The organism is Streptomyces sp. NPDC050560 (genome assembly GCF_044457285.1).
In the GTDB taxonomy this organism is placed as follows: Bacteria; Actinomycetota; Actinomycetes; order Streptomycetales; family Streptomycetaceae; genus Streptomyces.
The window spans coordinates 943,480-967,117 of record NZ_JBITGT010000001.1 but is presented as its reverse complement, the minus strand read 5'-3'; the positions used below and the strand labels follow the sequence as shown (position 1 = coordinate 967,117).

Here is a 23,638-nt window from a genome sequence, read left to right as displayed (position 1 = left end):
CCCCGAAGACCTCCCATCCCGCACCATCCCGCCGTTCGTCCGGGACGGGATCAACCGCTGTCCGGCCACCCCGCCCGCCTGAGCATCCGCCCCTTCCGGGCGGGGCAGAGGCGGGGGTCGTCGGCGGCCCCCACCGCGCAAAGGAACCCCGTTATGAAGCTCACCGTCGTCGGCTGCGGCTATCTCGGCGCCACCCACGCCGCCTGCATGGCCGACCTTGGCCACGAGGTCCTCGGCATGGACTGCGACATGGACAAGGTCGCCGTCCTGAACTCCGGCAAGGCCCCCTTCCACGAACGCGACCTCGACGACCTCCTCGCCAAGCACACCGCCGACGGCAAGCTGCGGTTCACTGCCTCCTATGCGGAGGCCGCCGCCTTCGGCGACCTGCACTTCATCGGGGTCGGCACGCCGCAGCAGCCCGGCGGACACGCCTACGACCTCAGCCACCTGTTCTCCGCCGTCCGCCGGCTCGCACCCCACCTGAGGAATCCGGCGGTGGTCGCGGTGAAGTCGACCGTCCCGGTCGGCACCGCACCCCGCGTCCGCGACCTGCTGCACGAGGCCGCGCCTGCCGGCGATGCGATCGAGGTTGCCTGGAACCCGGAGTTCCTGCGCGAGTCGTTCGCCGTCGAGGACACCCTCCGTCCCGGTCGGCTCGTCCTCGGCTTCGAGACCGAGCACTCGTGGGCTGAGGAGGTGCTGCGGCAGTGCTTCGAGAAGATCATCGAGTCCGGGACGCCGACGATCGTCACCGACTGGGCGACCGCCGAACTCGCCAAGGTGTCCGCCAACGCCTTCCTCGCCACGAAGATCTCCTTCATCAACGCCATCGCCGAAGTCTGCGAAGCCTCAGGCGCCGACGTCACACAGCTTGCCGACATCCTCGGCCACGACGCCCGCATCGGCCGCCGCGGCATGCGTCCCGGCCTCGGCTTCGGCGGCGGCTGCCTCCCCAAGGACATCCGCGGGTTCATGGCCCGCGCCGACGAACTCGGCGCCGACCAGGCCCTGACGATCCTCCGTGAGGTCGACGCGATCAACAACCGGCGCCGCGAGCGCATGGTCGACCTCGCCCGCGAACAGTGCGACGGCAACCTTGCAGGCAAGCGGATCACCGTCTGGGGCGCTGCCTTCAAGCCCAACACCGACGACGTCCGCGACTCGCCCGCCCTCGCCGTCGCCCAGAAACTCCACGAACTCGGCGCCACGGTCACCGTCACCGACCCCCAGGCCGTCGACAACGCCCGCAAGACGCACCCCGAACTCGACTACATCGACGACCCGGTCGCCGCTGTCCAAGACGCCGACCTGCTCCTGCACCTCACCGAGTGGCCGCAGTTCTCCCACGTCGACCCGCACCGCCTCGCCGCCCGCACCGCCACCCCGAGGGTCGTCGACGGCCGGGGCACCCTTGACGCTGACACCTGGCGCGAAGCCGGCTGGACCGTCCGAGCCCTCGGCCGACGACGCCACGTTCGCGACACCCCTACGCCCCCGTCGCCCCGTCCACCCGTTCCCTGAGCAGGTCGGCGTGGCCGTTGTGGCGGGCGTACTCCTCGATCATGTGGATCATGATCCAGCGCAGCGAGATCTCGCTGTCGCCCACGAAGGCCGCCTCCTGTTCCGAGAGGCGGCCCGTGGCGTCGAGCGGGACCCCGGCGGCGATCTCGCGGGCCGTCGCGATCTGCGCCTGCCAGGTCTCCATGGCCTCGTCGAGACCCCGGTCGGGGGAGAGGGCGAAGCCGTCGCCGCCGCCCTCCGGGTAGAGCCACGGCACATCGCGGCCCGCGAACACCCGCTGGAACCAGTTCCGCTCGATTTCGGCCAGGTGCTGCACGAGTCCCAGCAGTGTCATCGGGGAGGGCGGCGCGGAGGGCGCACGGAGCTGTGCGTCGTCGAGGCCCGCGCACTTGACGGCGAGGGTGGCGCGGTGGAAGTCGAGCCACCCGGCCAGCATGGCGGCCTCGTCGGCCCTGGGCGGTGGTACGGAGCGTCCGTCGGGTGTCGTCACCATGCCCGCAGCCTGGCACGCCCGCCGCCGGGGCGCGGGGCGGGGGTACGGCGCGCGCCCCGCCCCGCGCCCCCGGCCCCGCCCCTCAGCCCGCGGCGACGATGCGGCCCGTGACCTCGCCGAGGCCGATCCTCGTGCCGTCCGCGCCCGGCGCCCAGCCGGTGAGGGTGACCTCGTCGCCGTCCTCAAGGAAGGCGCGGGTGGTGCCGTCGGCGAGGGTCAGCGGGTCGCGGCCGTTCCACGTCAGCTCGATGAGGGAGCCGCGCTCGTCGGCGCCTGGACCGCTCACCGTGCCCGAGCCGTACAGGTCGCCGGTGCGCAGCCGCGCGCCGCCCACCGCCATGTGCGCGAGCTGCTGCGCCGCCGTCCAGTACATCGTGGCGAACGGCGGCCGGGAGATCTCCTCGCCGTTGAGGCGCACACTCATCCTGAGGTCGTAGCCGCCGGGCCCCCCGGCGCCCGACCCGGCGGAGTCGTCGGCGGAGTCGTCGAGGTACGGCAGCAGCGGATGGCTGCGCTCCGGGGGCGCCACCCGTGCGGCGTCGAGGGCTTCGAGCGGGGTGATCCACGCGGCGACCGAGGTCGCGAACGACTTGCCCAGGTACGGGCCGAGCGGCACGTACTCCCACGCCTGGATGTCCCGCGCCGACCAGTCGTTGAGGAGGCAGAGCCCGAAGACGTGCTCCCTGAAGTCCGCGAGCGGCACCGGCACGCCCTGCCGCGACGGCACCCCCACCACGAAGCCGACCTCGGCCTCGATGTCCAGACGCGTGGAGGGGCCGAACGACGGCGCCTCGGCGCCCGGCGCCCTGCGCTGCCCCGAGGGCCGTACGACGTCCGTGCCCGAGACCACCACCGTGCCCGCGCGGCCGTGGTAACCGGTCGGCAGGTGCTTCCAGTTGGGCATCAGCGGCTCGGGGTTGTCGGGCCGGAAGATGGTGCCGAGGTTACGGGCGTGGTGCTCGGACGAGTAGTAGTCCACGTAGTCCGCGACGTCGAACGGCAGATGCAGCGCGACCTCGGACAACGGGTGCAGCAGCGGGCGCAGTCGGGCGCGGTGGCGGGGCGCGGTGACCCAGTCGGTGAGGGTGCGCCGCACGTCGCTCCAGGCGGTGCGGCCCGCCGCGAGCAGCGGCCCGAGGTCGCGGTGGCCCAGGAGATGCCCGTACGGGGACCCGAGGGCCCCGGCCGCGGCGCCCGCGTCGAGGACGTGGTCGCCGATGCGCACCCCGATCCTCCGTTCGTTCGAACCGGCGGGCGAGAACACCCCGTAGGGGAGGTTGTGCGGACCGTACGGATCGTCGGCGGGAAGCTCGAAGGGGTTGTCTTCGCGCTCCCGGGCTGACGCCCCGGTGGCGGTCTTCGGCGTCCCGGTGGCGCCGTGCGGGGTGGGCACGGCGGCATCGGGGGAGGTGAGCGGGGTGTGCTCGGGCTGCTGGGGCATCGGCTGCCGCCTCGCTTTCCGTGGAGAGGGAGGACACGTTACGTGGCCGAAGTGGGCCACGCCGGTTGTGTGCTCTCCGTATCCTTGGATCATGCTCATCCCGCCGCCGTATGCGCTGATCGCGACCGATCTCGACGGCACTCTCCTCAGCCCGTGCGACCGGGTCTCGGGGCGCAGCCTCGCGGCGCTCGCGCGGGCCTCGCGGGCCGGCGCCCGGCACATCGTCGCCACCGGGCGCCCGGTGCCCCAGGTGCTGCCGCTGCTGCTCCGGCTCGGCTACCGCGGCCTCGCGGTCTGCGGCCAGGGCGCCCAGGTGTACGACGCGGGGGCGAGAGTGATGCTCCGCTCCCTCGTGCTCGAACGGGACCTGGCGGAGACGGCGGTCGGCAAGATCGAGGCCGAGGTGGGCGCGGTGTTCATGGCCGTGAACCAGACGGAGCCCGACGGCCTCACGCTCGCCGAGGCCGACTACCGCATGCCGCACCCGAGGCTCCCGGTGAGCCGGGTCGAGTGCCGCGAGTCGCTGTGGGACGAGCCGGTCAACAAGGTGCTGGTACGGCACGCGGAGCTGTCCGACGAGGAGCTGGTCGCGGTCGCACGGCGCGTCGTCGGCGATCTGGTGACCGTCACCATGGCGGGCCCCGACATCGTGGAGCTACAGCCGTTCGGGGTGAACAAGGCGACAGGGCTCGCGCTCGCCGCCGAGCGGCTGGGCGCGGGCCCCGAGGACACCATCGCCTTCGGGGACATGCCCAACGACATCCCCATGTTCGCCTGGGCCGCCCACGGGGTGGCGATGGCCAACGCCCACCCCGAACTGAAGGCCGTCGCCGACGAGATCACCCTCTCCAACGAGGAGGACGGCATCGCCGTGATACTGGAGCGGCTGTACGGCTGAGGTAGGGCTGAGGTACGGCTGATGTCGGGCTGAGCCGTCGCGGGCGGCGCGCGCGTGCGCGCGGGCGCGGGGTTCGTCGCGTCCCTCGCGTCCCTCGCGTCCCTCGCGTCCCTCGCGTCCGTCGCGGCCACCGGCGGTCCGGCCGCCCCTCCCGCCCCGCATCATCTGTCCGCCCGTACGCTCGTACGTTCGGGTTTCCCGTATTCGCGGCCGGGGTCCGGAACGAGTCATGTCGCCGGGACGTTCTCTGTGCGGAGGCGGCTCTGCCCGGACGAGAGGGAAACCGAAACCGTACGCAAAGTGAAGCGGAACCAGCCGATCAGAAAGACACTCTGATTGGTCGCATGCCATCCACGCTGGTCGGGCAGGCGCTCACTGTGATCGAAAGGCGACCGGATACGCTGACTTGAGTGGGAGCAGCGACACATTGACAAATCGTGTGATGGACACCGTGTGATTGACCTCGTGGTGGTCAGGAGACAGGAGAACCCCCGTGACCGTCGTCGGGCCCTTGGGGCTGAGCGTACGGGACCAGGCTCTCGAAGCCGAGGTCCAGGCCGGGTTGACGGCTGTCGAGGAAGGGCTGCTCGAAGCGACCAAGAGTGAGGTCTCCTTCATCACGGAGGCGGCCCAGCACCTGGTGCACGCGGGGGGAAAGCGCTTCAGGCCGCTGATCGTGATGCTCTCCGCACAGTTCGGCGACCCCTTCGCGCCCGGTGTGGTCCCGGCCGCCGTGGTCGTGGAGCTGACCCATCTGGCCACGCTGTACCACGACGACGTGATGGACGAGGCCGACGTGCGGCGCGGCGTGGACAGCGCCAACAGCCGCTGGGGCAACTCCGTCGCGGTGCTCACCGGCGACTTCCTCTTCGCCCGCGCCTCGCACATCCTCGCCGACCTCGGGCCCGAGGCGGTCCGTATCCAGGCCGAGGCGTTCGAGCGGCTGGTCACGGGCCAGATCCTGGAGACCGCGGGCCCCCGCGACGGCCGCGACCCCGTGGAGCACTACCTGGACGTGCTCGCGGGCAAGACCGGCTCCCTGATCGCGGTCTCGGGCAGGCTCGGCGCGATGATGGCCGGCGCCGACGAGACCGTCGTCGACATACTGACCCAGTACGGCGAGCGCCTCGGCATCGCCTTCCAGCTCGCCGACGACGTCCTCGACATCGCCTCCGACAGCGGAGAGTCGGGCAAGACCCCCGGCACCGACCTGCGGGAGGGCATCCCCACGCTGCCGGTGCTCCGGCTGCGGGAGCGGGTGCGGCGCCTCGGGCTTGCCGACGACGTCGCGCTGAGCGAACTGCTCGACTCCGACCTCAGCGACGACGCCAGGCTCCGCGAGGCCCTGGACAGGCTGCGCGCCCACCCCTCGCTCGAACACGCCCGCCGCGACACCCTGCGCTACGCGGAGGCGGCCCGCGCGGTGCTCGCGCCGCTGCCGGACTGCGCCGCCAAGAACACCCTCCTCGACCTCTGCGACGCGGTCGTCCACCGCGCGGGCTGACCGCCCCCGCCTCCCCCGGCGGTACCCGTCCCCTACGGGTCGCCACGGCCCCACGGGCGCGGGTGTCATACCCGAGCAGTACGCGGAGTTGATTCCGAGGGCTGACGCCGCCGGTAGGACTATTTGGTCTGATGGATATCACCACTCCTGGCCAGTTCGGGTGAGAATGGCAGTGCGGGAGTGGGCGTCCACGCCGCGACGGCGGGGGCGCACACGACGGCAACGCAGGCCGCCGACCGATGGAGGTAGGCAGAAGATGGCACCGTACGAATCCGGCGAGACGCCGGTCGGGCCGACCCAGGACCCGGGCGAGCCCACCCCGCGGCGCTCGCGCAGAGCGGCCCGGTACGCGGTTCCGGCCGCGGTGATGGGCATCGCCGCCCTCACCATCGGGCTGGTCCCGGCCCTGGCCGACTCCGGGGACCCCGACCTGCCGAAGATCAGCGCCGAGGACCTGCTGGCGAAGGTCGCGGCCTCGCACACGGACCAGTACTCCGGCACCGTGAAGATCAACACCGACCTCGGGCTGCCCGACTTCGGCGGCCTCGCGAAGGGCTTCGCCCCCGGCGGCATGGGCGACGCTTCCCCCGGCTCCTCCTCGGGCGACGGCGGCTCCAAGGCCGACCCCGGCGCGAAGCTCACCGAGCTGGCCTCCGGCACCCACACCCTGCGGGTCGCCCAGGACGGCGACCAGAAGCAGAAGCTGTCCATCCTCGAAGACGCCGCCGAGTACAGCCTCATCCACAACGGCGACGACGTGTGGGCGTACGACAGCGCCTCCAACCAGGCCGTCCACACCACGGGCGCCGACAAGGCCGCACAGCGGCACGGGGACAAGGCGCGCGAGGACGCCCCGACCCCGCAGCAGTTCGCCGAGGAGGCCCTGAAGGCCGCCGGGCCCACCACCGACGTCTCCGTGGACGGCACCGCCCGGGTCGCGGGACGCGACGCGTACAAGCTGGTGGTGAAGCCCAAGCAGTCGGGCACCACGGTGGGTGCGATCAGCATCGCGGTGGACGCGAAGAACTACAGCCCGCTGAAGTTCACCCTCACCCCGTCCTCCGGCGGGGCCGCGGTGATCGACGTCGGGTTCACCAAGGTCGACTTCTCGAAGCCCTCGGGCTCCACGTTCGACTTCACCGCGCCCAAGGGCACCAAGGTCACCGAGGGCGACCAGCTCAAGGGCGGCAAGCAGGACCACGGCAAGGGGCTCGGCGCCCTCGACCCCGAGGACCTGGCGGGCTCCGGCGCGAAGACCACGGGCAAGGGCTGGAACACCATCGCCGAGTTCGAGGTCCCCGGCGGCCAGGGCCTGCCGTCCGCGCGCTCCGGCGACGTACCGCCCGACGCGCAGAAGTTCCTCGACTCGCTCGGGGAGAAGGCCAGCGGCAAGTTCGGCTCGGGCACGGTCTTCTCGACCCGCCTCGTCAACGCCCTGATCACCGACGACGGCAAGGTCTACGTGGGCGCGGTCACCAAGGACGCGCTGGTGAAGGCGGCCGACGCGAACGCCGGATAGCCTTCGACGCACGTACACGCCTGGGACGCCGCCGCACGGCCGGGAACGCCGTGCGGCGGCGTTTCGTTGCGAGGAGGGCGGCGCACCGGCGTCACGGGCCGGGTCCTCGCAGGACGGACCGACGGCGGCGCGCGCCCGGACGCGGGCGGCCGAGGAGCGGTCGAGGAACAGTTGTCGAGGAGCAGTCGTCGAGGAGCAGGAGGGCGGATGACCGAGGAGCCGGGAGGCACCGAGGCGGTGATCGCCACCCGCGCGCTCACCAAGCGCTACCGCGGCGGCCAGCTCGCCGTGGACCGGCTCGACCTGACCGTGCCCGCCGGGAGCGTCTTCGGCTTCCTCGGTCCCAACGGCTCGGGGAAGACCACCACCATCCGCATGCTGATGGGCCTCATCGAGCCCACCGCGGGCTCGGCCCACGTCCTCGGGCTGCCCGTGCCCGGCGCGAGCCGCGCCGTCCTGCCCCGGGTGGGGGCGCTGATCGAGGGCCCCGCGCTGTACGGCTTCCTGTCGGGACGGGACAATCTGGTGCGGCACGACGCCGCCGACCCCGGCGCCGACCCCCGCACCCGCGCGGCCCGGGTGTCCGCCGCGCTCGACCGGGTCGGGCTCACGGCCGCCGCGCGGAAGAAGGCGAAGGCGTACTCGCTCGGGATGAAGCAGCGCCTCGGCCTTGCCGCCGCGCTGCTCCAGCCGCGCCGCCTGCTGGTGCTCGACGAGCCCACCAACGGGCTCGACCCGCAGGGCATGCGGGAGATCAGGGCCCTGGTGCGGGAGCTGGCGTCCGACGGCACCACCGTCTTCCTCTCCTCCCACCTCCTCGACGAGATCGAACAGGTGTGCACGCACGCCGCGGTGATGGCGCAGGGCAGGCTGATCACCCAGGGCCCGGTGGCCGACCTCGCCGCCGGGACCCGCGGCCGGCTCGTGGTGACGACACCCGACCCGGCGGAGGCCGCCCGGGTGCTGAAGGAGCGGGGCCTGACGGGACTCGTGGCCGACGGCGACCGGGTGAGCGCCGACCCGCCGCCGGGGGAGCCGGCGGACGTCAACGCCGCGCTGGTCGCCGCGGGGGTGCGGGTGCGCGCGTTCGGCCTGGAGCGCGGCTCGCTGGAAGACGCCTTCGTGGCGCTGACCGGGGAGGGCTTCGATGTCGCGGGCTGAGACGGAGGCGGACACCGAGGGCACGGCGGGTTCGGCGGGCACGGCGGCCCCGGAGGCCGCGCCCGGTGGACCCGCCCCGGCGGGCGGGCCCGGCGCGGGGGCCGTCGCCGACGTGGGCGGTGCGCCCGCGGCCTCCGCGCTGCGGCGGCGGCTGTGGACCCTCGGGCTGCTCGGCAGCGAGCTGGGCGTCACCTTCCGGCGCTGGCGCACCCTGGCGCTGCTCGGGGTGCTGGCGGTCGTGCCGGTGCTCGTCGGCGTCGCCGTCAAGGTGGAGACCGGCGACGGCGGCAGCTTCGGCGGCCCCGAGGGCGCGGGCCCGCCGTTCATCTCCCAGGTCACCAACAACGGCCTCTTCCTGGTGTTCACCGCCCTCGCCGCCACCCTGCCCTTCTTCCTGCCGATGGCCGTCTCGGTCGTCGCGGGCGACTCCGTGGCGGGGGAGTCGAGCGGCGGCACGCTGCGCTATCTGCTGGTGGCGCCCGCGGGGCGTACCAGGCTGCTCGCCGTGAAGTTCGTGACGGCCGTGGTGTTCTGCCTGGTCGCCACCCTGGTGGTGGCGGTGTTCGCGCTGGCCGCAGGGGCGCTGCTGTTCCCCGTCGGGGACGTGGTCACCATCTCGGGCACCCGGCTTGGCTTCGGCTCGGGGCTGCTGCGTGCCCTGCTGATCGCGCTGCTCGTGGCCGCCTCGCTGCTCGGGGTGTGCGCGCTCGGCCTGTTCGTCTCCACGCTCACCAGCAGCGGCATCGCCGCCATGGCGACCACCGTCGGCCTCGTGCTCACCGTGCAGATCCTCGACGGCATCCCCCAGCTCCACGCCATCCAGCCGTATGTCTTCTCGCACTACTGGATGTCGTTCTCCGACGCGATGCGCGACCCCGTCTACTGGGACCAGATCCTGAAGAACCTGGGCCTCCAGGCGCTCTACACGGCGGTGTTCGGCGCGGCGGCATGGGCGCGCTTCACGTCGAAGGACATCACGACGTAGCGCCGCCGCCTCTCCCGCTCTCCCCTGTGCACGAAGGCCCGTACCGCACGAGCGGTACGGGCCTTCGGGGCCGGGGCCGGGCCGAACCCGGTCCTGGCGGGGGCCGGGGCGTGGCCCCGTCAGCCGACCACCGTCCAGGTGTCGTTGCCGTGCAGCAGCGCGGACAGGTCGCCCTTGCCCTGCTTCTCCACGGCGGTGTCCAACTGGTCCGACATCAGCGTGTCGTACACCGGCCTGCGGACGTCGCGGAAGACGCCGACGGGGGTGTGGTGGAGCGTCGCCGGGTCGGCCAGCCGGGACAGCGCGAACGCCGTGGTCGGGGACTCCGCGCGGGCGTCGTGGACCAGGATGTCCGCCTCGTTCTCCGGGGTGACCTCGACGACCGCGAGGTCACCCGTGCCGCGGTCGCGCACCACGCCCTTGGCGAGGTCGGCGCCGAAGCGGATCGGGCTGCCGTGCTCCAGCGGGATGATCGCCTCGGTGGCCGTGGCACGGTCCTTCAGGGGCTCGAAGGCGCCGTCGTTGAAGATGTTGCAGTTCTGGTAGATCTCGACGATCGCCGTGCCCTCGTGCGCCGCCGCCTGCCGCAGCGTCTCGGTGAGGTGCTTGCGGTCGGAGTCGATGGTGCGGGCGACGAAGCTCGCCTCGGCGCCCAGGGCCAGCGAGAGCGGGTTGAAGGGTGTGTCGAGCGACCCCATGGGGGTGGACTTGGTGATCTTCCCGGTCTCGCTCGTGGGGGAGTACTGCCCCTTGGTCAGGCCGTAGATCCGGTTGTTGAACAGCAGGATCTTCAGGTTGACGTTGCGCCGCAGCGCGTGGATCAGGTGGTTGCCGCCGATGGACAGCGCGTCGCCGTCCCCGGTGACCACCCAGACGCTCAGGTCGCGCCGCGAGGTGGCGAGTCCCGTGGCGATGGCGGGGGCGCGCCCGTGGATCGAGTGCATCCCGTACGTGTTCATGTAGTACGGGAAGCGGGAGGAGCAGCCGATGCCGGAGATGAAGACGATGTTCTCCTTGGCGAGGCCAAGCTCCGGCATGAAGCCCTGGACGGCCGCGAGGATGGCGTAGTCGCCGCAGCCGGGGCACCAGCGGACCTCCTGGTCCGACTTGAAGTCCCGCATCGACTGCTTCGCCGGGGCCTTGGGGATCAGCCGCAGGGCGTGCTGGAGGTCGCCGACCGCACCGGCACCCGCCGGGACGGCCGTGGTGGTGTCAGTCATCGAGGCTCTCCTTGAGGGCGGTGGCGAGCTGTTCTGCCTTGAAGGGCAGGCCGCGTACCTGGGTGAAGGAACGCGCGTCCACGAGGTACTTGGCGCGCAGCAGCGACGTGAGCTGGCCGAGGTTCATCTCCGGTACGACGATCTTGTCGTAGCGGCGCAGGATCTCGCCGAGGTTGGCCGGGAACGGGTTCAGGTGGCGCAGGTGCAACTGCGCCACCCGGTCGCCCGCACCGCGCAGCCGCCGTACCGCCGCGGTGATGGGTCCGTAGGTGGAGCCCCAGCCCACGACGAGGAGGCGCGCGTCATCGTTGGGGTCGTCGACCACGGCGTCGGGGACCGTGATGCCGTCGATCTTGGCCTGGCGGGTGCGGACCATGTGGTCGTGGTTGGCCGGGTCGTAGGAGATGTTGCCGGTGCCGTCCTGCTTCTCGATGCCGCCGATGCGGTGTTCGAGCCCCGGGGTGCCGGGGATGGCCCAGGGGCGCGCCAGCGTCTCGGGGTCGCGCTTGTAGGGCCAGAAGACCTCGCTGCCGTCGTCCAGCGTGTGGTTGGGGCCGTTCGCGAAGCGCACGGTGAGGTCGGGCAGCTTGTCGACGTCGGGGATCAGCCAGGGCTCTGAGCCGTTGGCGAGATAGCCGTCGGAGAGCAGGATCACCGGCGTACGGTACGTGAGCGCGATCCTGGCCGCGTCCAGCGCCGCGTCGAAGCAGTCGGCGGGGGTGTGCGGGGCGATCACCGGGACCGGCGCCTCGCCGTTGCGGCCGAACATCGCCTGGAGCAGGTCCGCCTGCTCGGTCTTGGTGGGCAGGCCCGTGGAGGGGCCGCCGCGCTGGATGTCCACCACGAGCAGCGGCAGTTCGAGGGAGACCGCGAGCCCGATCGTCTCGGCCTTCAGGGCGACGCCGGGGCCCGAGGTGGTGGTGACGGCGAGCGAGCCGCCGAAGGCCGCGCCGAGCGCGGCGCCCACCCCCGCGATCTCGTCCTCGGCCTGGAAGGTCCGCACCCCGAAGTTCTTGTGCCGCGACAGCTCGTGGAGGATGTCGGAGGCCGGGGTGATCGGGTACGAGCCGAGGTACAGCGGCAGGTCGGCCTGGCGCCCCGCGGCGATCAGGCCGTACGCCAGGGCGAGGTTGCCGGAGATGTTCCGGTAGGTGCCGGCCGGGAAGGCGGAGGCGGCGGGGGCGACCTCGTAGGAGACCGCGAAGTCCTCGGTGGTCTCGCCGAAGTTCCAGCCCGCGCGGAACGCGGCCAGGTTGGCCGCCGCGATCTCGGGCTTCTTGCCGAACTTGGCCCGCAGGAACCGCTCGGTGCCCTCGGTCGGCCGGTGGTACATCCAGGACAGCAGCCCCAGCGCGAACATGTTCTTGGAGCGGTCCGCGTCCTTGCGGGACAGGTCGAAGTCCTTCAGCGCCTCGACCGTCAGCGTGCCGAGCGGCACCTGGTGGACGTGGTAGCCCTCCAGGGAGCCGTCCTCCAGCGGGGAGGCCGGATAGCCGACCTTGGACAGCGCGCGCTTGGTGAACTCGTCGGTGTTGACGATGATCTCGGCGCCGCGCGGCAGGTCGGGCAGGTTCGCCTTGAGGGCCGCCGGGTTCATCGCGACCAGCACGTCGGGCGCGTCGCCCGGGGTGAGGATGTCGTGGTCGGCGAAGTGGAGCTGGAAGCTGGAGACGCCCGGCAGGGTGCCTGCGGGGGCGCGGATCTCGGCGGGGAAGTTCGGCAGCGTCGCCAGGTCGTTGCCGAACGACGCGGTCTCCGAGGTGAAACGGTCACCCGTCAACTGCATGCCGTCGCCCGAGTCACCGGCGAAGCGGATGATCACCCGGTCGAGGCGGCGGATCTGCTTGCCGTCACCCGCACCCGGCGGGGTCGCCGTGCCGTCGGCGGCGGGCGCCACGCCGGACTGCTCGACTGGGCTACTGACCTGGCTGGTCACTGAACTGGACCTCCCTAGGGGCGGCTGCGGCGGCCGACCGGCCTTCCCGCACCCACCCTACTTCGGTAAGGGTCGCCTTCCTCGGGCCATTCGGATCGTGGAACGGCGCCCGAGGCGAAGCTTCACTTCGGTTTGACACGATTTATTCGCTTTTCAGCCCTTGGTCCTATGGGGTCGGCCCCCTCTGCTCCGCGGTGCGGCCAGTAGGGGGACGCTTCCGGGGCGCCGTCTGTTCCCGCGCCGATGACTGTCCGACGGAATTTTCCGTAGGCCGCGGCGGCGGACGCCAGTCGTCCGCCGACAGCCCGCGGCCTCCCCCTCTGTGGGGGTTGCCTATGGACGCCCCGGGCCCCGCCGGGTCAGGAGTTGATGTACCGCAGCACCGCGAGCACCCGGCGGTGATCTCCGTCACTCTGGGAGAGGCCGAGCTTGAGGAAGATGTTGCTGACGTGCTTCTCGACCGCGCCGTCGCTCACCACGAGCTGGCGCGCGATCGCCGAGTTCGTGCGCCCCTCCGCCATCAGCCCGAGCACCTCGCGCTCCCTGGGCGTGAGCCCCGCCAGCACGTCCTGCTTCCGGCTGCGGCCGAGGAGCTGCGCCACCACCTCGGGGTCGAGCGCGGTGCCGCCCTCCGCGACCCGTACCACCGCGTCCACGAACTCCCGCACCTCGGCGACCCGGTCCTTGAGCAGATAGCCCACGCCCCGGCTCGAACCCGCGAGCAGCTCCGTCGCGTACTGCTCCTCCACGTACTGGGAGAGCACGAGCACCCCGAGGCCCGGGTGGGAGCGCCGCAGCTCCACCGCGGCGCGCACGCCCTCGTCGGTGTGGGTGGGGGGCATCCTGACGTCCGCCACCACGACATCGGGCAGCCGCCCCTGCGCCGCGAGGTCGGTGATGGTCTTGATCAGCGCCACGGCGTCCCCGACACCGCCGACCACCTCGTGCCCCCTGTCGGTCAGCAGCCGTGTCAGCCCCTCCCTGAGCAGCACCGAATCCTCGGCGATGACGACCCGCACCCTGTCCTCCACGCTTCTCGTTCCCCCGGGCAGCCGTCCGGCTTCCCCCGCCGCTTCCAGCATCCCAGCATCCGCCGCCGCCCACTCCGGGACGCGGCGAAACGCGCCGCGGCGGGCCCGCGCGCGGACGCCCCGCGGCGGCGGCCGTGGGGTACGGCCGCCGCCGCGGGGCGTCCTGGCTCCCGCTCACTCACGCCAGGGCAGTTCCGCGGTGACCCGGGTGGGGCCCTCGGCGGGGGAGTCGACCACCATGACGCCGTCGACCGCGTCCAGGCGCTCCATCAGCCCCGCGAGCCCCGAGCCCGCCGTGACATCGGCGCCGCCCCGCCCGTCGTCGACGACCTGGAGCAGCAGCCGGTCGCCCGAGCGCCACACGTCGACCGTCGCCCGGGACGCCCCCGAGTGCTTGCTGACGTTCTGGAGCAGTTCGGAGACCGTGAAGTACGCGATGCCCTCGGTGGCCGCCGCGGGCCGCCGCGGCAGGTCGACCTCCACCCGCACGGGCACCGTGCAGCGGGCGGCGACGGCGGACAGCGCGGCGTCGAGGCCGCGGTCGGTGAGGACCGCGGGGTGGATGCCGCGGGCCAGGTCGCGCAGCTCCTGGAGGGCCGTCTTGACCTCGCCGTGCGCCTCCCCGACCATCCGGGCCGCCGCCTTGGGGTCCTCGGCCATCTTCTCCTTGGCGAGCCCCAGGTCCATGGCCAGGCTGACGAGCCGGGCCTGGGCGCCGTCGTGCAGGTCCCGCTCGATACGGCGCAGGTCGGCGGCCGCGCTGTCCACGACGGTCCCGCGGTCCGCCTCCAGCTCCACCACCCGGCTCGCGAGCCGCGAAGGGCCGAGCAGCCCGCTCACTATCAGGGCGTCCACCGTCGTCATGGCCCGTACGACCCACGGCGTCACCAGGGTGACCACCAGGCCGACCGCGGCCACGGCACCGATCTCGAAGGCGTTGTCCAGGTAGATGTCGTGGGTCGCGTCGCCGTAGACCTGGATGCCGTCCTGGCCGACATAGGTCGGGAACACCCACTGCCACAGCGGATACGTCAGCATCGACCAGCCGGCCGACCAGAACACCAGCGACACGATCCCCGCGAACAGCGACCAGGGGAAGAGCAGCAGCCCGTACAGCAGGTGCCGCCACGACGTGCCGCTCTTCAGCGCCGCGCCCATCCAGGAGGTCGCGCCGCCGCGGGAGCGCAGCGGCTCCGGGCGCTCCACGTCGACATGGAGCAGCACCCGCGCGCGCATCCGCTCCAGCGCGCCGACGCCCCGGAAGAGCAGCAGGGTCGCCGCGAGCAGCGGCACCCCCACGAACGTCACCAGCAGCCCGGCGCTCACGGAGACCAGCGAGACGCCGACGGTGAACAGGGCGATGCCGATCGGCATGCTCGTCAGCAGATAGGCGAACTCGCGCCAGTGCCGGCCCTCGACCGGTGCCCGCAGCGCCGTCGGCAGCCCGCGCCGCCGCCGTCCGCCGCCCCCGCCGTCACTCTCGCGCATGCCGAGCCCGCCCTCCATGGCGGCCACCGGACTCTCCGGCCGCCCGTAAACCTGCCCGAACTCCGTGGCCATCGGTCTTCGTCCGTTCTCCCCTTGGACCGGCGCCCCCTTGGCGGCCGTCCTCCTGTGCCCCAAGCCTGTCCCGGGGGCGCCGGCGCTGCCATGGAGTGCGTCGGCCTCTTCGCCGGGGGGTTTTCCCCACCCCGGCGCGCTACCCCGGCGCTCTGCGGCGCTCCCGGCGGCCGCGCCTGCGCCCCGCGGGCAGCGGCTCCGGCTCCGCCTCAGGGAGCCGGTCGCGCCACGGCAGCTCGGCGGTCACCACGGTGGGACCGCCCTGCGGGGAGTCGACCACGAACAGGCCGTCCACCGCGCCCAGCCGCTCCGCGAGCCCCGCCATGCCGCTGCCGCCGGTCAGCGAGGCGCCGCCCCTGCCGTCGTCGCGGACCTGGAGCAGCAGCCGTTCCCCCGAACGCCACACCTCCACCGAGGCCGAACGGGCCATGCTGTGCTTGCTGACGTTCTGGAGCAGCTCCGAGACCGTGAAGTACGCGATGCCCTCGATGGCCGCCGCGGGCCGCGCGGGCAGGTCCGTGGTCACCCGCACCGGCACCGTGCAGCGGGCGGCGACGGAGGACAGCGCGGCGTCGAGGCCGCGGTCGGTGAGGACCGCGGGGTGGATGCCGCGGGCCAGGTCGCGCAGCTCCTGGAGGGCGAGCTTCACTTCGCCGTGCGCCTCCTCCACCATGGAGGCCGCCGTGTCCGGGTCCTCAAGCAGCTTCTCCTTGGCGAGGCCGAGCCCCATCGCCAGGCTGACGAGCCGGGCCTGGGCGCCGTCGTGCAGGTCCCGCTCGATACGGCGCAGGTCGGCGGCGGCGCTGTCCACCACCACCCCACGGTCGGCCTCCAGCTCCGCGATCCTGCGCTCCAGGTCGGGCGAGGGCGACAGCAGCCCCCGCACCATCGCGCGGTCCACATGGGTGAGCCCCCGCACGATGAACGGCAGCACCGGCCACAGCAGCAGGAGGCCGGGCAGCGTGACCGCGAAGGTGGCGATGCCCCACGGCAGCCGGATGAGCTGGTAGAGCGCCGCCCGCCAGCCCACCGGGTTGCGCACGCTCGTCCACACCCGGCCGAAGAAGCTCTGCCCCGGCACCCGCCACCGGCTCGGCTCCGCCACGTCCACCCTCAGCAGCGCCCTGGCGCGGGCCCGCTCCGCACGGCCGAGCAGCCGGGCCCCCGCGAGCCCGCCGCCCAGCAGCGGCAGGCCGACCACCGTCACGGACAGGCCCGCCGTCGTCGTCAGCACCACGACGACGTAGGTGAAGCCCACGATGCCCAGCGGCAGGTTCAGCAGCAGATGCGCGACCTCCCGCCAGGTCTGCCCGGGGAAGGCGGCGCGCGGTGGCGGCAGCGAGGGGTTCCCCGCGGTCTCCGCGCCCTCCGCCGCGGCCGTCTCGTCGTCCCAGGGCCGGTCGTCTCTCCCGCTCATACGGCACAGCGTGCCCGGTCGGGTGGTGCTGGCGCCATACGGTGCGCTGGGGGCCGGGAGGGGGGTTAGCCCCCGGGCCGTTCTCACGCGTTTCCCGGCGCGCCCTAGAATCTCGTGCGTACAGTGCGTCGAACACGAGCGCCACGTACCCGTGAGGGGCCACGTGTCCGCCGGGTGCGCCGGGACCGAGGGAGCAGGGAGCGAGGGGCGGAGTGTCCGATCGGATCGTGCTCGCGGCGGACTACTTCAGGTCCTACTCGGTCGTCGGGCTGCTCGCCGTGGTCGGGGTGCTGTTCGTCGCCGTGGCGTTCGGCGCGGGCAAGCTGCTGCGGCCCGTGGTGCCGACCCGGGAGAAGATGCTCACCTACGAGTGCGGCGTCGACCCGGTCGGGGAGGGCTGGGCCCACACCCAGGTCCGCTACTACGTCTACGCCTTCCTCTACGTGATCTTCGCGGTGGACTCGGTGTTCCTCTTCCCCTGGGCCACGGTCTTCGCGGCCCCCGGCTTCGGTGCCACCACCCTGGTCGAGATGTTCGTCTTCCTGGGCTTCCTCGCGCTCGGGCTGCTCTACGCCTATAAGAAGGACGTCCTCTCATGGACATGACCCCGCGACGAGGGGACGTGGCGTCGGACGTGGCGCGGGGGACCGCGGTGCGCGGCAGCGTCGGCGCCCTGTCCCGGCTCGCCCCCAAGCCCATGAAGGTGGTCCTCAACTGGGGGCGCCGCTACAGCCTGTGGGTCTTCAACTTCGGCCTCGCCTGCTGCGCCATCGAGTTCATCGCCGCCTCCATGGCCCGCCACGACTTCATCAGGCTCGGCGTCATCCCGTTCGCGCCCGGACCGCGCCAGGCCGACCTGATGGTGGTCTCCGGCACCGTCACCGACAAGATGGCCCCGGCCGTCAAGCGGCTCTACGAGCAGATGCCCGAGCCCAAGTACGTGATCTCGTTCGGCGCCTGCTCCAACTGCGGCGGCCCCTACTGGGACTCGTACTCCGTCACCAAGGGCGTCGACCAGATCATCCCCGTCGACGTCTACGTCCCCGGCTGCCCGCCGCGCCCCGAGGCGCTGCTCCAGGGCATCCTGAAGCTCCAGGAGAAGATCGCCCGCGAGTCCCTGGGCGACCGCTACGGCCGCCGCGGCGCCGCCGCGCCCTCCGCGGGGCAGCTCACCAGCGGGCTCGTGCGCCCGCCCGAGCCCGGTGGCACCGGGGCCCCGGCGCCCGGGGAGGCCAGGTGACCGGCTGGCTCCCCGCCGACGCCGAGCAGCTTTTCGGCGCGGGCGCGAGCGCCGAGGAGTCGTACGGCGTCCTCACCGTCGACGTGCCGCGCGAGACCTGGACCGCGGCCCTGCGCACCGCACGCACCACGCTCGGCTGCACCTTCTTCGACTGGCTCAGCGCCGTCGACGAACCCGGCGACACCTTCTCCGTCTGCGCCCACCTCGTCGCCCCGGGCGGCCCGCCGCGGCGGCTGCTGCTGCGCACCGCCGTGCCGCGGGGCGAACCCGTACTGGCGTCGGCCGCGGGCGAGTACGCGGGCGCCGACTGGCACGAGCGCGAGACCCACGAGATGTTCGGCATCGCCTTCGACGGCCACCCGGGGCTCGCCCCGCTGCTGCTGCCCGACGGCTTCGAGGGCCATCCGCTGCGCAAGGACTTCGTGCTCGCCGCCCGGGTCGTCAAGGCGTGGCCAGGCGCCAAGGAGCCGGGCGAGTCCGGGCACGGCGGTCCGAGGCGCCGCCAGATGCAGCCGCCCGGCGTGCCCGACCCCAACGAGTGGGGCCCGCTCAAGGGCACCCTGCCGCCCGCGCCCGCACGCCCGGCCCGCGCCCGCGCGGGCGCCCCCGCGGCCACGCCGGGCGAGCGCCCCGCGCGCCCCGCCAGGCCCCGCCGCGCCCGCAGCGCCTCCGACGGCTCCGCCTCACAGCGCGGCCCTGAGCGACCCGAGCGGCAGCCGGAGGGGGACGGCGCCGCCGCCCGGCCCCCGGGCCCCGGCACCCGCCCCGGCGACGCACCCTGGCACCAGACACGGCCCGGTGAGGACAGGGCCGGTGCGGACCGGCCGGGCGACGAGGAGACCGGGTCCGGCGGCGAGGCACGCTCCGGTGGCGAGGGTGAGGCACGCTCCGGCGACGAGGGTGAGGCACGCCCCGGCGGCGACGGCGAGACCCGCCCCGGTGGCGACGGCGAGGCACGCCCCGGCGGGGACGAGGCCACCGGGTCCGGCGGCGACGCCTCAGGGGGGCGGGAATGAGCTGGGGCGTGGAGGTGGTGGTGAGGCTCGCCGCGGTGTTCGTGGGCTTCCTGGTGCTGCCGCTGCTCGTCGGCCAGACCGAGCACAAGGTGATGGCCCACATGCAGGGCCGCCTCGGCCCGATGTACGCGGGCGGCTTCCACGGCTGGGCGCAACTCGTCGCGGACGGTGTCAAGTTCGCACAGAAGGAGGACGTGGTGCCCGCGGACGCGGACCGCCGCGTCTTCCAGCTCGCGCCCGCGGTGGCGCTGCTGCCGTATCTGCTGGTGCTCGTCGCCGTGCCGGTGGGCCCCCAGAAGGGCGCGGTGGGACAGGCCGTGGACGCCGGGGTGTTCTTCGTCCTCGCGGTCATGGGCGTCGGGGTGCTCGGCTCCCTGATGGCGGGCTGGGCCTCCGCGAATAAGTACTCCCTGCTCGGCGGCCTGCGCACGGCCGCCCAACTGCTCGCGTACGAACTGCCGATGCTGCTGGCCGCCGCCTCCGTCGCGATGGCCGCGGGCACCGTCTCCCTCACGGGCATCCTCGACGCCTTCGCGTGGTGGTGGATTCCCTGGCAGCTCGTCGGCGCGGTGGTCTTCTTCGTCGCCGGGCTCGCGGAGCTGCAACGCCCGCCGTTCGACATGCCGGTCGCCGACTCGGAGATCATCTTCGGCGCCTACACCGAGTACACCGGGCTCAGGTTCGCGCTGTTCCTGCTCGCCGAGTACGCCGGGATCGTGGTGCTGTGCGCGCTGACCACCGTGCTGTTCCTCGGCGGCTGGCACGGCCCGGCGAGCGGCGCGGGCGCCGGCTGGGTGTGGACGCTGCTGAAGACCGCCGTGCTCGCGTTCGTGGTGATCTGGCTGCGGGTCAGCTACCCCCGGCTGCGCGAGGACCAGTTGCAGAAGCTCGCCTGGACGCTGCTCGTACCGCTCGCCCTGGCGCAGATCGCCCTCACCGGCGTCGTCAAGGTGGTGATCCAGTGACCATGCCCGACTCCCCGCCGCCCGCGGCCCCCGGGCACGAGCCGCGGGAGCGGCCGGACGCGGGGCGCGCGAAGCCCCGTGTCCCCGGCACAGGACTGGCCAAGGGCCTGGCGGTGACGCTGCGCACCATGACCCGCAGGACCGTCACCCAGCAGTACCCCGACCAGCTCCCCGACCTGCCGCCGCGCAGCCGCGGGGTGATCGGCCTGTTCGAGGAGAACTGCACGGTCTGCATGCTGTGCGCCAGGGACTGCCCCGACTGGTGCATCTACATCGACTCCCACAAGGAGACCGTGCCCCCGGCCGCGCCCGGCGGCAGGGAGCGCAGCCGCAACGTCCTCGACCGCTTCGCGATCGACTTCGCGCTCTGTATGTACTGCGGCATCTGCATCGAGGTGTGCCCGTTCGACGCGCTGTTCTGGTCGCCGGAGTTCGAGTACGCCGAGACCGACATCCGCGAGCTGACCCACGAGCGCGACCGGCTGCGCGAGTGGATGTGGACGGTGCCCGCGCCGCCCGCGCTCGACCCGGCAGCCGAGGAGCCCAAGGAGGTCGCCGCCGCCCGCAAGGCCGCGGAGAAGCTGGCCGCCGGGCAGCCGGGCGACGGCGCCGGGAGCGGTGCGGGCGAGAGCCGGAGCGGCGGCACGGGCAGCGGTGCGGGCAGTGGCGGGGAGGGCGGCGCATGAGCCTCGCCGCCGCCGCGCACGGCTTCCTCTCGCCGACCGGCGTCGAGATCGCGTTCGTACTGTTCGGACTTGTCACCCTGGGCGCCGCCATGGCCACCGTCACCACCAGACAACTGGTGCACGCCGCCCTCTGGCTGGTGGTCGCGCTGGCCGGGATCGCCGTCGAGTACCTGCTGCTGACGGCCGAGTTCATCGCCTGGGTGCAGGTGCTGGTGTACGTGGGCTCCGTCGTCGTGCTGCTGCTGTTCGGGCTGATGCTCACCAGGGCCCCGATCGGCCGCTCGCCCGACACGGACTCAGGACACCGCTGGGCCGCCCTCACCGTCGCCGCGGCCTCCGCCGCCGCCCTGGTCTGGGTGGTCGTGGACGCCTTCCGCACCACCTGGATCGACCTCGACACGGCCGCGGGGGGCTCCACCGAGGTGACGGGCTCCGCCCTCTTCAAGAACTGGGTGCTGCCCTTCGAGGCCCTGTCGGTGCTGCTGCTCGCCGCGCTGGTCGGCGCGATCGTGCTCTCCCGCAAGGGCGGCGGCGCGGGCGGCGGCGAGGCCGGTGGCGCGGGCACCTCGGAGCCGGGCCCCGCCGCCGGAGCGCCCGCCGAGGGCGAAGGGGGCGCGCGCTGATGCACCTCGTCTATCCGGCCGTCCTCGCCGTGCTCCTCTTCTGCGTCGGGGTGTACGGGGTGCTGGCGCGCCGCAACGCGATCCTGGTGCTGATGGCGGTGGAGCTGATGCTCAACGCCGTCAACCTGAACCTCGTCGCCTTCGACGCCTGGCTGCGCGACAGCCTCCACGCCGGGCAGGCGCTCGCCCTGTTCACGGTCGCGGTGGCCGCCGCAGAGATCGGCATCGGGCTCGCCATCGTGCTCATGGTCCACCGCGCCCGCGGCAGCTCCGCCGTGGACCTGCTCCGCGATACCGCCGAGCCCCCCGATGCCGACGAGGACGCAGACGACGCCGCCGACGCCGCCGGGGAAGAAGCCGCTGCCGACGGCGCCGCCCGGGGCGCCGGGGCCCGGGACACGGGCACGGACAGGACTGAGGCCCGCGCGTGAACACCACCACCCTCGCCGTACTCGTCCCGCTGCTGCCGTTCCTCGGCGCCGCCGCCGGGCTCGCGCTCGGCCGCACCGCGCCCGGCTTCGCGCGCCCCGTGGCGGTGCTGCCGACGCTGGCGTCCGCCGGGATCGCGGGCGTCATCGCCTGGCGGCAGGGCGGCGGGCCCGCGCTCGACGCCGCCACCCGGCTCACCCCGACCGGCTCGGTGCCGGTCGATCTGGCGCTGCACCTGGACGGCTTCGCGGTCCTCGTCGCCCTGCTCGTCGCCACCGTCGCCACCTGTGTGCAGATCTACTCGACCGGCTATCTGCGCGGCGACCCCCGCTACCCGTCGTACGCGGCGCTGGTGTCGCTGTTCACCTCGGCGATGCTGCTCGTCGTCTACTCGGGCGACCTCGTCGTGCTCCTCGTCGGCTGGGAGGTCATGGGCATCTGCTCGTACTTCCTCGTCGGCCACTACTGGGAGACCCCCGAGGCGCGGGCCGCCTCGCTCAAGGCGTTCCTCGTCACCAAGCTCGGCGATGTGCCCTTCCTGATCGGCATGTTCGCGCTCGCCGCCGACACCGGCTCCTTCCGCATCACCACCGTGGCCGCGCGGGCCGCGGGCGGCGACCTCGGCCACCCCACAGTGATCGCGCTGCTGCTGCTCGCCGGGGTCGCCGGCAAGTCGGCGCAGTTCCCGCTGCACACCTGGCTGCCCGACGCGATGGCGGGCCCCACGCCCGTCTCCGCGCTCATCCACGCCGCGACGATGGTCGCCGCCGGTGTCTACCTCGTCGCCCGCCTCCTCCCCGTGTTCGCCGCGTCCGCCGCCGCGCTGGTGGTGCTCGCCGTGCTCGCGGCCGTCACCATGGCGGGGTCCGCGCTCGCCGCGCTCGCCCAGGACGACGTCAAACGCGTCCTCGCCTACTCGACCGTCGGCCAACTCGGCTACATGACCGGCGCCCTCGCCGTCGGCGACCGCGGCGCGGCCGTCTTCCACCTGATCACGCACGGCGCGTTCAAGGCCCTGCTGTTCCTCGGCGCCGGCGTCCTCATCCACGCCGCGGGCACCAACTCGCTGGCCGCCATGTCCCGCATGGGCGGGCTGCGGGCACGGGTGCCCGACGCGTACTGGACGATGACCGTGGCCCTGCTGGCGCTGGCCGCGATCCCGCCGTTCAGCGGGTTCTTCTCCAAGGAGGCCGTACTCGGCGCCGCCGAGCACACCGCGACCCACACCCACGGCGCCGAGGGCGCGGCGGGCTGGATCGTGCTGCTCGCCGGGCTGCTGACCGCCCTGCTGACCGGCGCCTACGCCGTACGCCTCTGGCTGCTCGCCTTCCACGGGCGCGGGGCAGAGGCCCCGGACCACGGGCGGCAGCCCGTCGCCATGAACGCCGTGCTCTGGCTGCTCGCGCTCCCCTCCCTCGCGCTGGGACTCGTCATCAGGGCGCTGCCCGACTGGTTCGACGGCAGGACCCTCACGCCCGTGCTCACCACCTCCGTCCTCGGCACCGGGGTCGCCCTCGTCGGCGCGCTGGTCACCTACGGCGCCTGGCGGCACACCACCGCGCTGGCCGCGGGCGTGCCCATGGGCGCCGTCGCCGCGCACCCCGAGGGCGACGCGGCCTTGGTGGAGGAGGAGGCCATCGCCGCCCACACCCGCGCCTACGGCGACATCGCCGGGGCCCGCGACCCCGCCGACCCCGGCCGGCTGCTCCTCGGCCCGCTGCACCGGCACGCCGCCGCCGGATTCCACGTCGACGGGCTGTACACGGCGCTGTTCGTACGGCCCACGGCCGCCGCGGCCAGGCTGGTGCGCTTCCTGGACGAGAACGTCGTCGAGACCTACGTCAGGGGCGCGGGCGCGGCCCCGCGGCTGCTCGGCGCCGCCGTCCGCAGGGCGCAGACCGGCAACGTGCAGACCTACCTCGGCGCGCTGCTGGCGGGCTCCGCCGTGCTGGTGATCGCCGTCCTCGTCGCCACCGCGGGAGCGTGAGCC

The 23,638-nt window shown here is 73.2% G+C and carries 21 protein-coding genes; 14 read left to right on the top strand and 7 right to left on the bottom strand.

All coding sequences use genetic code 11. From position 1 onward, the window contains the following. Positions 1-153 precede the first annotated feature (153 nt). Positions 154-1,524 carry a UDP-glucose dehydrogenase family protein gene (locus ACIBIW_RS04140; RefSeq protein WP_399331652.1) on the top strand — a complete coding sequence of 457 codons (1,371 nt, stop codon included), beginning with the start codon at positions 154-156 and terminating at the stop codon, positions 1,522-1,524. On the opposite strand, the gene ACIBIW_RS04135 is transcribed toward ACIBIW_RS04140, so the two are convergent. Both ACIBIW_RS04135 and fahA read right to left on the bottom strand, forming a co-directional pair. Next, positions 1,490-2,017 (bottom strand): DinB family protein, encoded by a 528-nt coding sequence (locus ACIBIW_RS04135; RefSeq protein WP_399331650.1) that lies wholly within the window; start codon positions 2,015-2,017, stop codon positions 1,490-1,492. The genes ACIBIW_RS04140 and ACIBIW_RS04135 overlap by 35 nt on opposite strands. 82 nt (positions 2,018-2,099) lie before the next feature. After that, positions 2,100-3,458: a fumarylacetoacetase gene (gene fahA / locus ACIBIW_RS04130; protein WP_399331648.1), complete on the bottom strand. Its 1,359-nt coding sequence runs from the start codon at positions 3,456-3,458 to the stop codon at positions 2,100-2,102. 91 nt (positions 3,459-3,549) lie between these two features. On the opposite strand from fahA, the gene ACIBIW_RS04125 reads away from it, so the two are divergent. From ACIBIW_RS04125 to ACIBIW_RS04105, 5 genes are all read left to right on the top strand, one after another. After that, positions 3,550-4,356, top strand: coding sequence for a Cof-type HAD-IIB family hydrolase (locus tag ACIBIW_RS04125; protein WP_399331646.1), 807 nt, complete (start codon positions 3,550-3,552; stop codon positions 4,354-4,356). Between the two features lie 493 nt (positions 4,357-4,849). Further along, on the top strand, positions 4,850-5,860 hold the full coding sequence (locus ACIBIW_RS04120) for a polyprenyl synthetase family protein (RefSeq protein WP_399331643.1): 1,011 nt from the start codon (positions 4,850-4,852) through the stop codon (positions 5,858-5,860). 256 nt (positions 5,861-6,116) lie between these two features. Then, positions 6,117-7,379, top strand: coding sequence for an outer membrane lipoprotein carrier protein LolA (locus ACIBIW_RS04115; RefSeq protein WP_399331641.1), 1,263 nt, complete (start codon positions 6,117-6,119; stop codon positions 7,377-7,379). A gap of 207 nt (positions 7,380-7,586) precedes the next feature. Further along, positions 7,587-8,540: an ABC transporter ATP-binding protein gene (locus ACIBIW_RS04110; protein ID WP_399331639.1), complete on the top strand. Its 954-nt coding sequence runs from the start codon at positions 7,587-7,589 to the stop codon at positions 8,538-8,540. Continuing rightward, positions 8,527-9,525 carry an ABC transporter permease gene (locus ACIBIW_RS04105; RefSeq protein ID WP_399331637.1) on the top strand — a complete coding sequence of 333 codons (999 nt, stop codon included), beginning with the start codon at positions 8,527-8,529 and terminating at the stop codon, positions 9,523-9,525. Before ACIBIW_RS04110 ends, ACIBIW_RS04105 begins: the two co-directional genes overlap by 14 nt. A gap of 119 nt (positions 9,526-9,644) precedes the next feature. Here ACIBIW_RS04105 and ACIBIW_RS04100 read toward each other — a convergent pair whose 3' ends face one another. The 5 genes from ACIBIW_RS04100 to ACIBIW_RS04080 all read right to left on the bottom strand — a co-directional run bounded on the left by ACIBIW_RS04100 (position 9,645) and on the right by ACIBIW_RS04080 (position 16,689). After that, entirely contained in the window at positions 9,645-10,745 is a 1,101-nt protein-coding gene (locus ACIBIW_RS04100) for a 2-oxoacid:ferredoxin oxidoreductase subunit beta (RefSeq protein ID WP_399331635.1), read from the bottom strand. Beyond that, on the bottom strand, positions 10,738-12,681 hold the full coding sequence (locus ACIBIW_RS04095; protein ID WP_399331633.1) for a 2-oxoacid:acceptor oxidoreductase subunit alpha: 1,944 nt from the start codon (positions 12,679-12,681) through the stop codon (positions 10,738-10,740). Before ACIBIW_RS04095 ends, ACIBIW_RS04100 begins: the two co-directional genes overlap by 8 nt. 359 nt (positions 12,682-13,040) lie before the next feature. Continuing rightward, positions 13,041-13,700 (bottom strand): LuxR C-terminal-related transcriptional regulator, encoded by a 660-nt coding sequence (locus tag ACIBIW_RS04090; protein ID WP_399331919.1) that lies wholly within the window; start codon positions 13,698-13,700, stop codon positions 13,041-13,043. Positions 13,701-13,886: 186 nt separating this feature from the next. Then, on the bottom strand, positions 13,887-15,272 hold the full coding sequence (locus ACIBIW_RS04085; protein ID WP_399331632.1) for a sensor histidine kinase: 1,386 nt from the start codon (positions 15,270-15,272) through the stop codon (positions 13,887-13,889). A 139-nt stretch (positions 15,273-15,411) separates the two neighbouring features. Continuing rightward, positions 15,412-16,689, bottom strand: coding sequence for a sensor domain-containing protein (locus ACIBIW_RS04080; RefSeq protein ID WP_399331630.1), 1,278 nt, complete (start codon positions 16,687-16,689; stop codon positions 15,412-15,414). A 212-nt stretch (positions 16,690-16,901) separates the two neighbouring features. On the opposite strand from ACIBIW_RS04080, the gene ACIBIW_RS04075 reads away from it, so the two are divergent. The 8 genes from ACIBIW_RS04075 (at position 16,902) to ACIBIW_RS04040 (ending at position 23,635) form a co-directional block, all read left to right on the top strand. Next, positions 16,902-17,294: an NADH-quinone oxidoreductase subunit A gene (locus ACIBIW_RS04075; RefSeq protein WP_399331628.1), complete on the top strand. Its 393-nt coding sequence runs from the start codon at positions 16,902-16,904 to the stop codon at positions 17,292-17,294. Beyond that, the gene (locus ACIBIW_RS04070; RefSeq protein WP_399331625.1) at positions 17,285-17,929 is read left to right on the top strand and encodes an NADH-quinone oxidoreductase subunit B; all 645 of its coding nucleotides are present in this window, start codon (positions 17,285-17,287) and stop codon (positions 17,927-17,929) included. The genes ACIBIW_RS04075 and ACIBIW_RS04070 overlap by 10 nt, the downstream gene beginning before the upstream one ends. Beyond that, entirely contained in the window at positions 17,926-18,945 is a 1,020-nt protein-coding gene (locus ACIBIW_RS04065) for an NADH-quinone oxidoreductase subunit C (protein WP_399331623.1), read from the top strand. The genes ACIBIW_RS04070 and ACIBIW_RS04065 overlap by 4 nt, the downstream gene beginning before the upstream one ends. Beyond that, entirely contained in the window at positions 18,942-19,910 is a 969-nt protein-coding gene (locus ACIBIW_RS04060) for an NADH-quinone oxidoreductase subunit H (protein ID WP_399331621.1), read from the top strand. The genes ACIBIW_RS04065 and ACIBIW_RS04060 overlap by 4 nt, the downstream gene beginning before the upstream one ends. A 128-nt stretch (positions 19,911-20,038) precedes the next feature. Next, the gene (locus tag ACIBIW_RS04055; protein ID WP_399331917.1) at positions 20,039-20,596 is read left to right on the top strand and encodes a 4Fe-4S binding protein; all 558 of its coding nucleotides are present in this window, start codon (positions 20,039-20,041) and stop codon (positions 20,594-20,596) included. Then, complete coding sequence (locus tag ACIBIW_RS04050) at positions 20,593-21,219, top strand: NADH-quinone oxidoreductase subunit J (protein WP_399331619.1); 627 nt, start codon at positions 20,593-20,595, stop codon at positions 21,217-21,219. Before ACIBIW_RS04055 ends, ACIBIW_RS04050 begins: the two co-directional genes overlap by 4 nt. Further along, entirely contained in the window at positions 21,219-21,650 is a 432-nt protein-coding gene (gene nuoK, locus ACIBIW_RS04045) for an NADH-quinone oxidoreductase subunit NuoK (RefSeq protein ID WP_399331617.1), read from the top strand. The genes ACIBIW_RS04050 and nuoK overlap by 1 nt, the downstream gene beginning before the upstream one ends. Next, the gene (locus ACIBIW_RS04040; protein ID WP_399331615.1) at positions 21,647-23,635 is read left to right on the top strand and encodes an NADH-quinone oxidoreductase subunit L; all 1,989 of its coding nucleotides are present in this window, start codon (positions 21,647-21,649) and stop codon (positions 23,633-23,635) included. Before nuoK ends, ACIBIW_RS04040 begins: the two co-directional genes overlap by 4 nt. The last annotated feature ends 3 nt before the right edge of the window (positions 23,636-23,638 follow it).

Excerpts from the sequence above, each read along its gene's own strand:
- ACIBIW_RS04140 (WP_399331652.1), top strand. The coding sequence starts at position 154 with ATGAAGCTCACCGTCGTCGGCTGCGGCTATCTCGGCGCCACCCACGCC.
- ACIBIW_RS04135 (WP_399331650.1), bottom strand. The coding sequence starts at position 2,017 with ATGGTGACGACACCCGACGGACGCTCCGTACCACCGCCCAGGGCCGAC.
- fahA (WP_399331648.1), bottom strand. The coding sequence starts at position 3,458 with ATGCCCCAGCAGCCCGAGCACACCCCGCTCACCTCCCCCGATGCCGCC.
- ACIBIW_RS04125 (WP_399331646.1), top strand. The coding sequence starts at position 3,550 with ATGCTCATCCCGCCGCCGTATGCGCTGATCGCGACCGATCTCGACGGC.
- ACIBIW_RS04115 (WP_399331641.1), top strand. The coding sequence starts at position 6,117 with ATGGCACCGTACGAATCCGGCGAGACGCCGGTCGGGCCGACCCAGGAC.
- ACIBIW_RS04110 (WP_399331639.1), top strand. The coding sequence starts at position 7,587 with ATGACCGAGGAGCCGGGAGGCACCGAGGCGGTGATCGCCACCCGCGCG.
- ACIBIW_RS04105 (WP_399331637.1), top strand. The coding sequence starts at position 8,527 with ATGTCGCGGGCTGAGACGGAGGCGGACACCGAGGGCACGGCGGGTTCG.
- ACIBIW_RS04100 (WP_399331635.1), bottom strand. The coding sequence starts at position 10,745 with ATGACTGACACCACCACGGCCGTCCCGGCGGGTGCCGGTGCGGTCGGC.
- ACIBIW_RS04085 (WP_399331632.1), bottom strand. The coding sequence starts at position 15,272 with ATGGCCACGGAGTTCGGGCAGGTTTACGGGCGGCCGGAGAGTCCGGTG.
- ACIBIW_RS04080 (WP_399331630.1), bottom strand. The coding sequence starts at position 16,689 with ATGAGCGGGAGAGACGACCGGCCCTGGGACGACGAGACGGCCGCGGCG.
- ACIBIW_RS04070 (WP_399331625.1), top strand. The coding sequence starts at position 17,285 with ATGGACATGACCCCGCGACGAGGGGACGTGGCGTCGGACGTGGCGCGG.
- ACIBIW_RS04060 (WP_399331621.1), top strand. The coding sequence starts at position 18,942 with ATGAGCTGGGGCGTGGAGGTGGTGGTGAGGCTCGCCGCGGTGTTCGTG.
- ACIBIW_RS04055 (WP_399331917.1), top strand. The coding sequence starts at position 20,039 with ATGACCCGCAGGACCGTCACCCAGCAGTACCCCGACCAGCTCCCCGAC.
- ACIBIW_RS04050 (WP_399331619.1), top strand. The coding sequence starts at position 20,593 with ATGAGCCTCGCCGCCGCCGCGCACGGCTTCCTCTCGCCGACCGGCGTC.
- nuoK (WP_399331617.1), top strand. The coding sequence starts at position 21,219 with ATGCACCTCGTCTATCCGGCCGTCCTCGCCGTGCTCCTCTTCTGCGTC.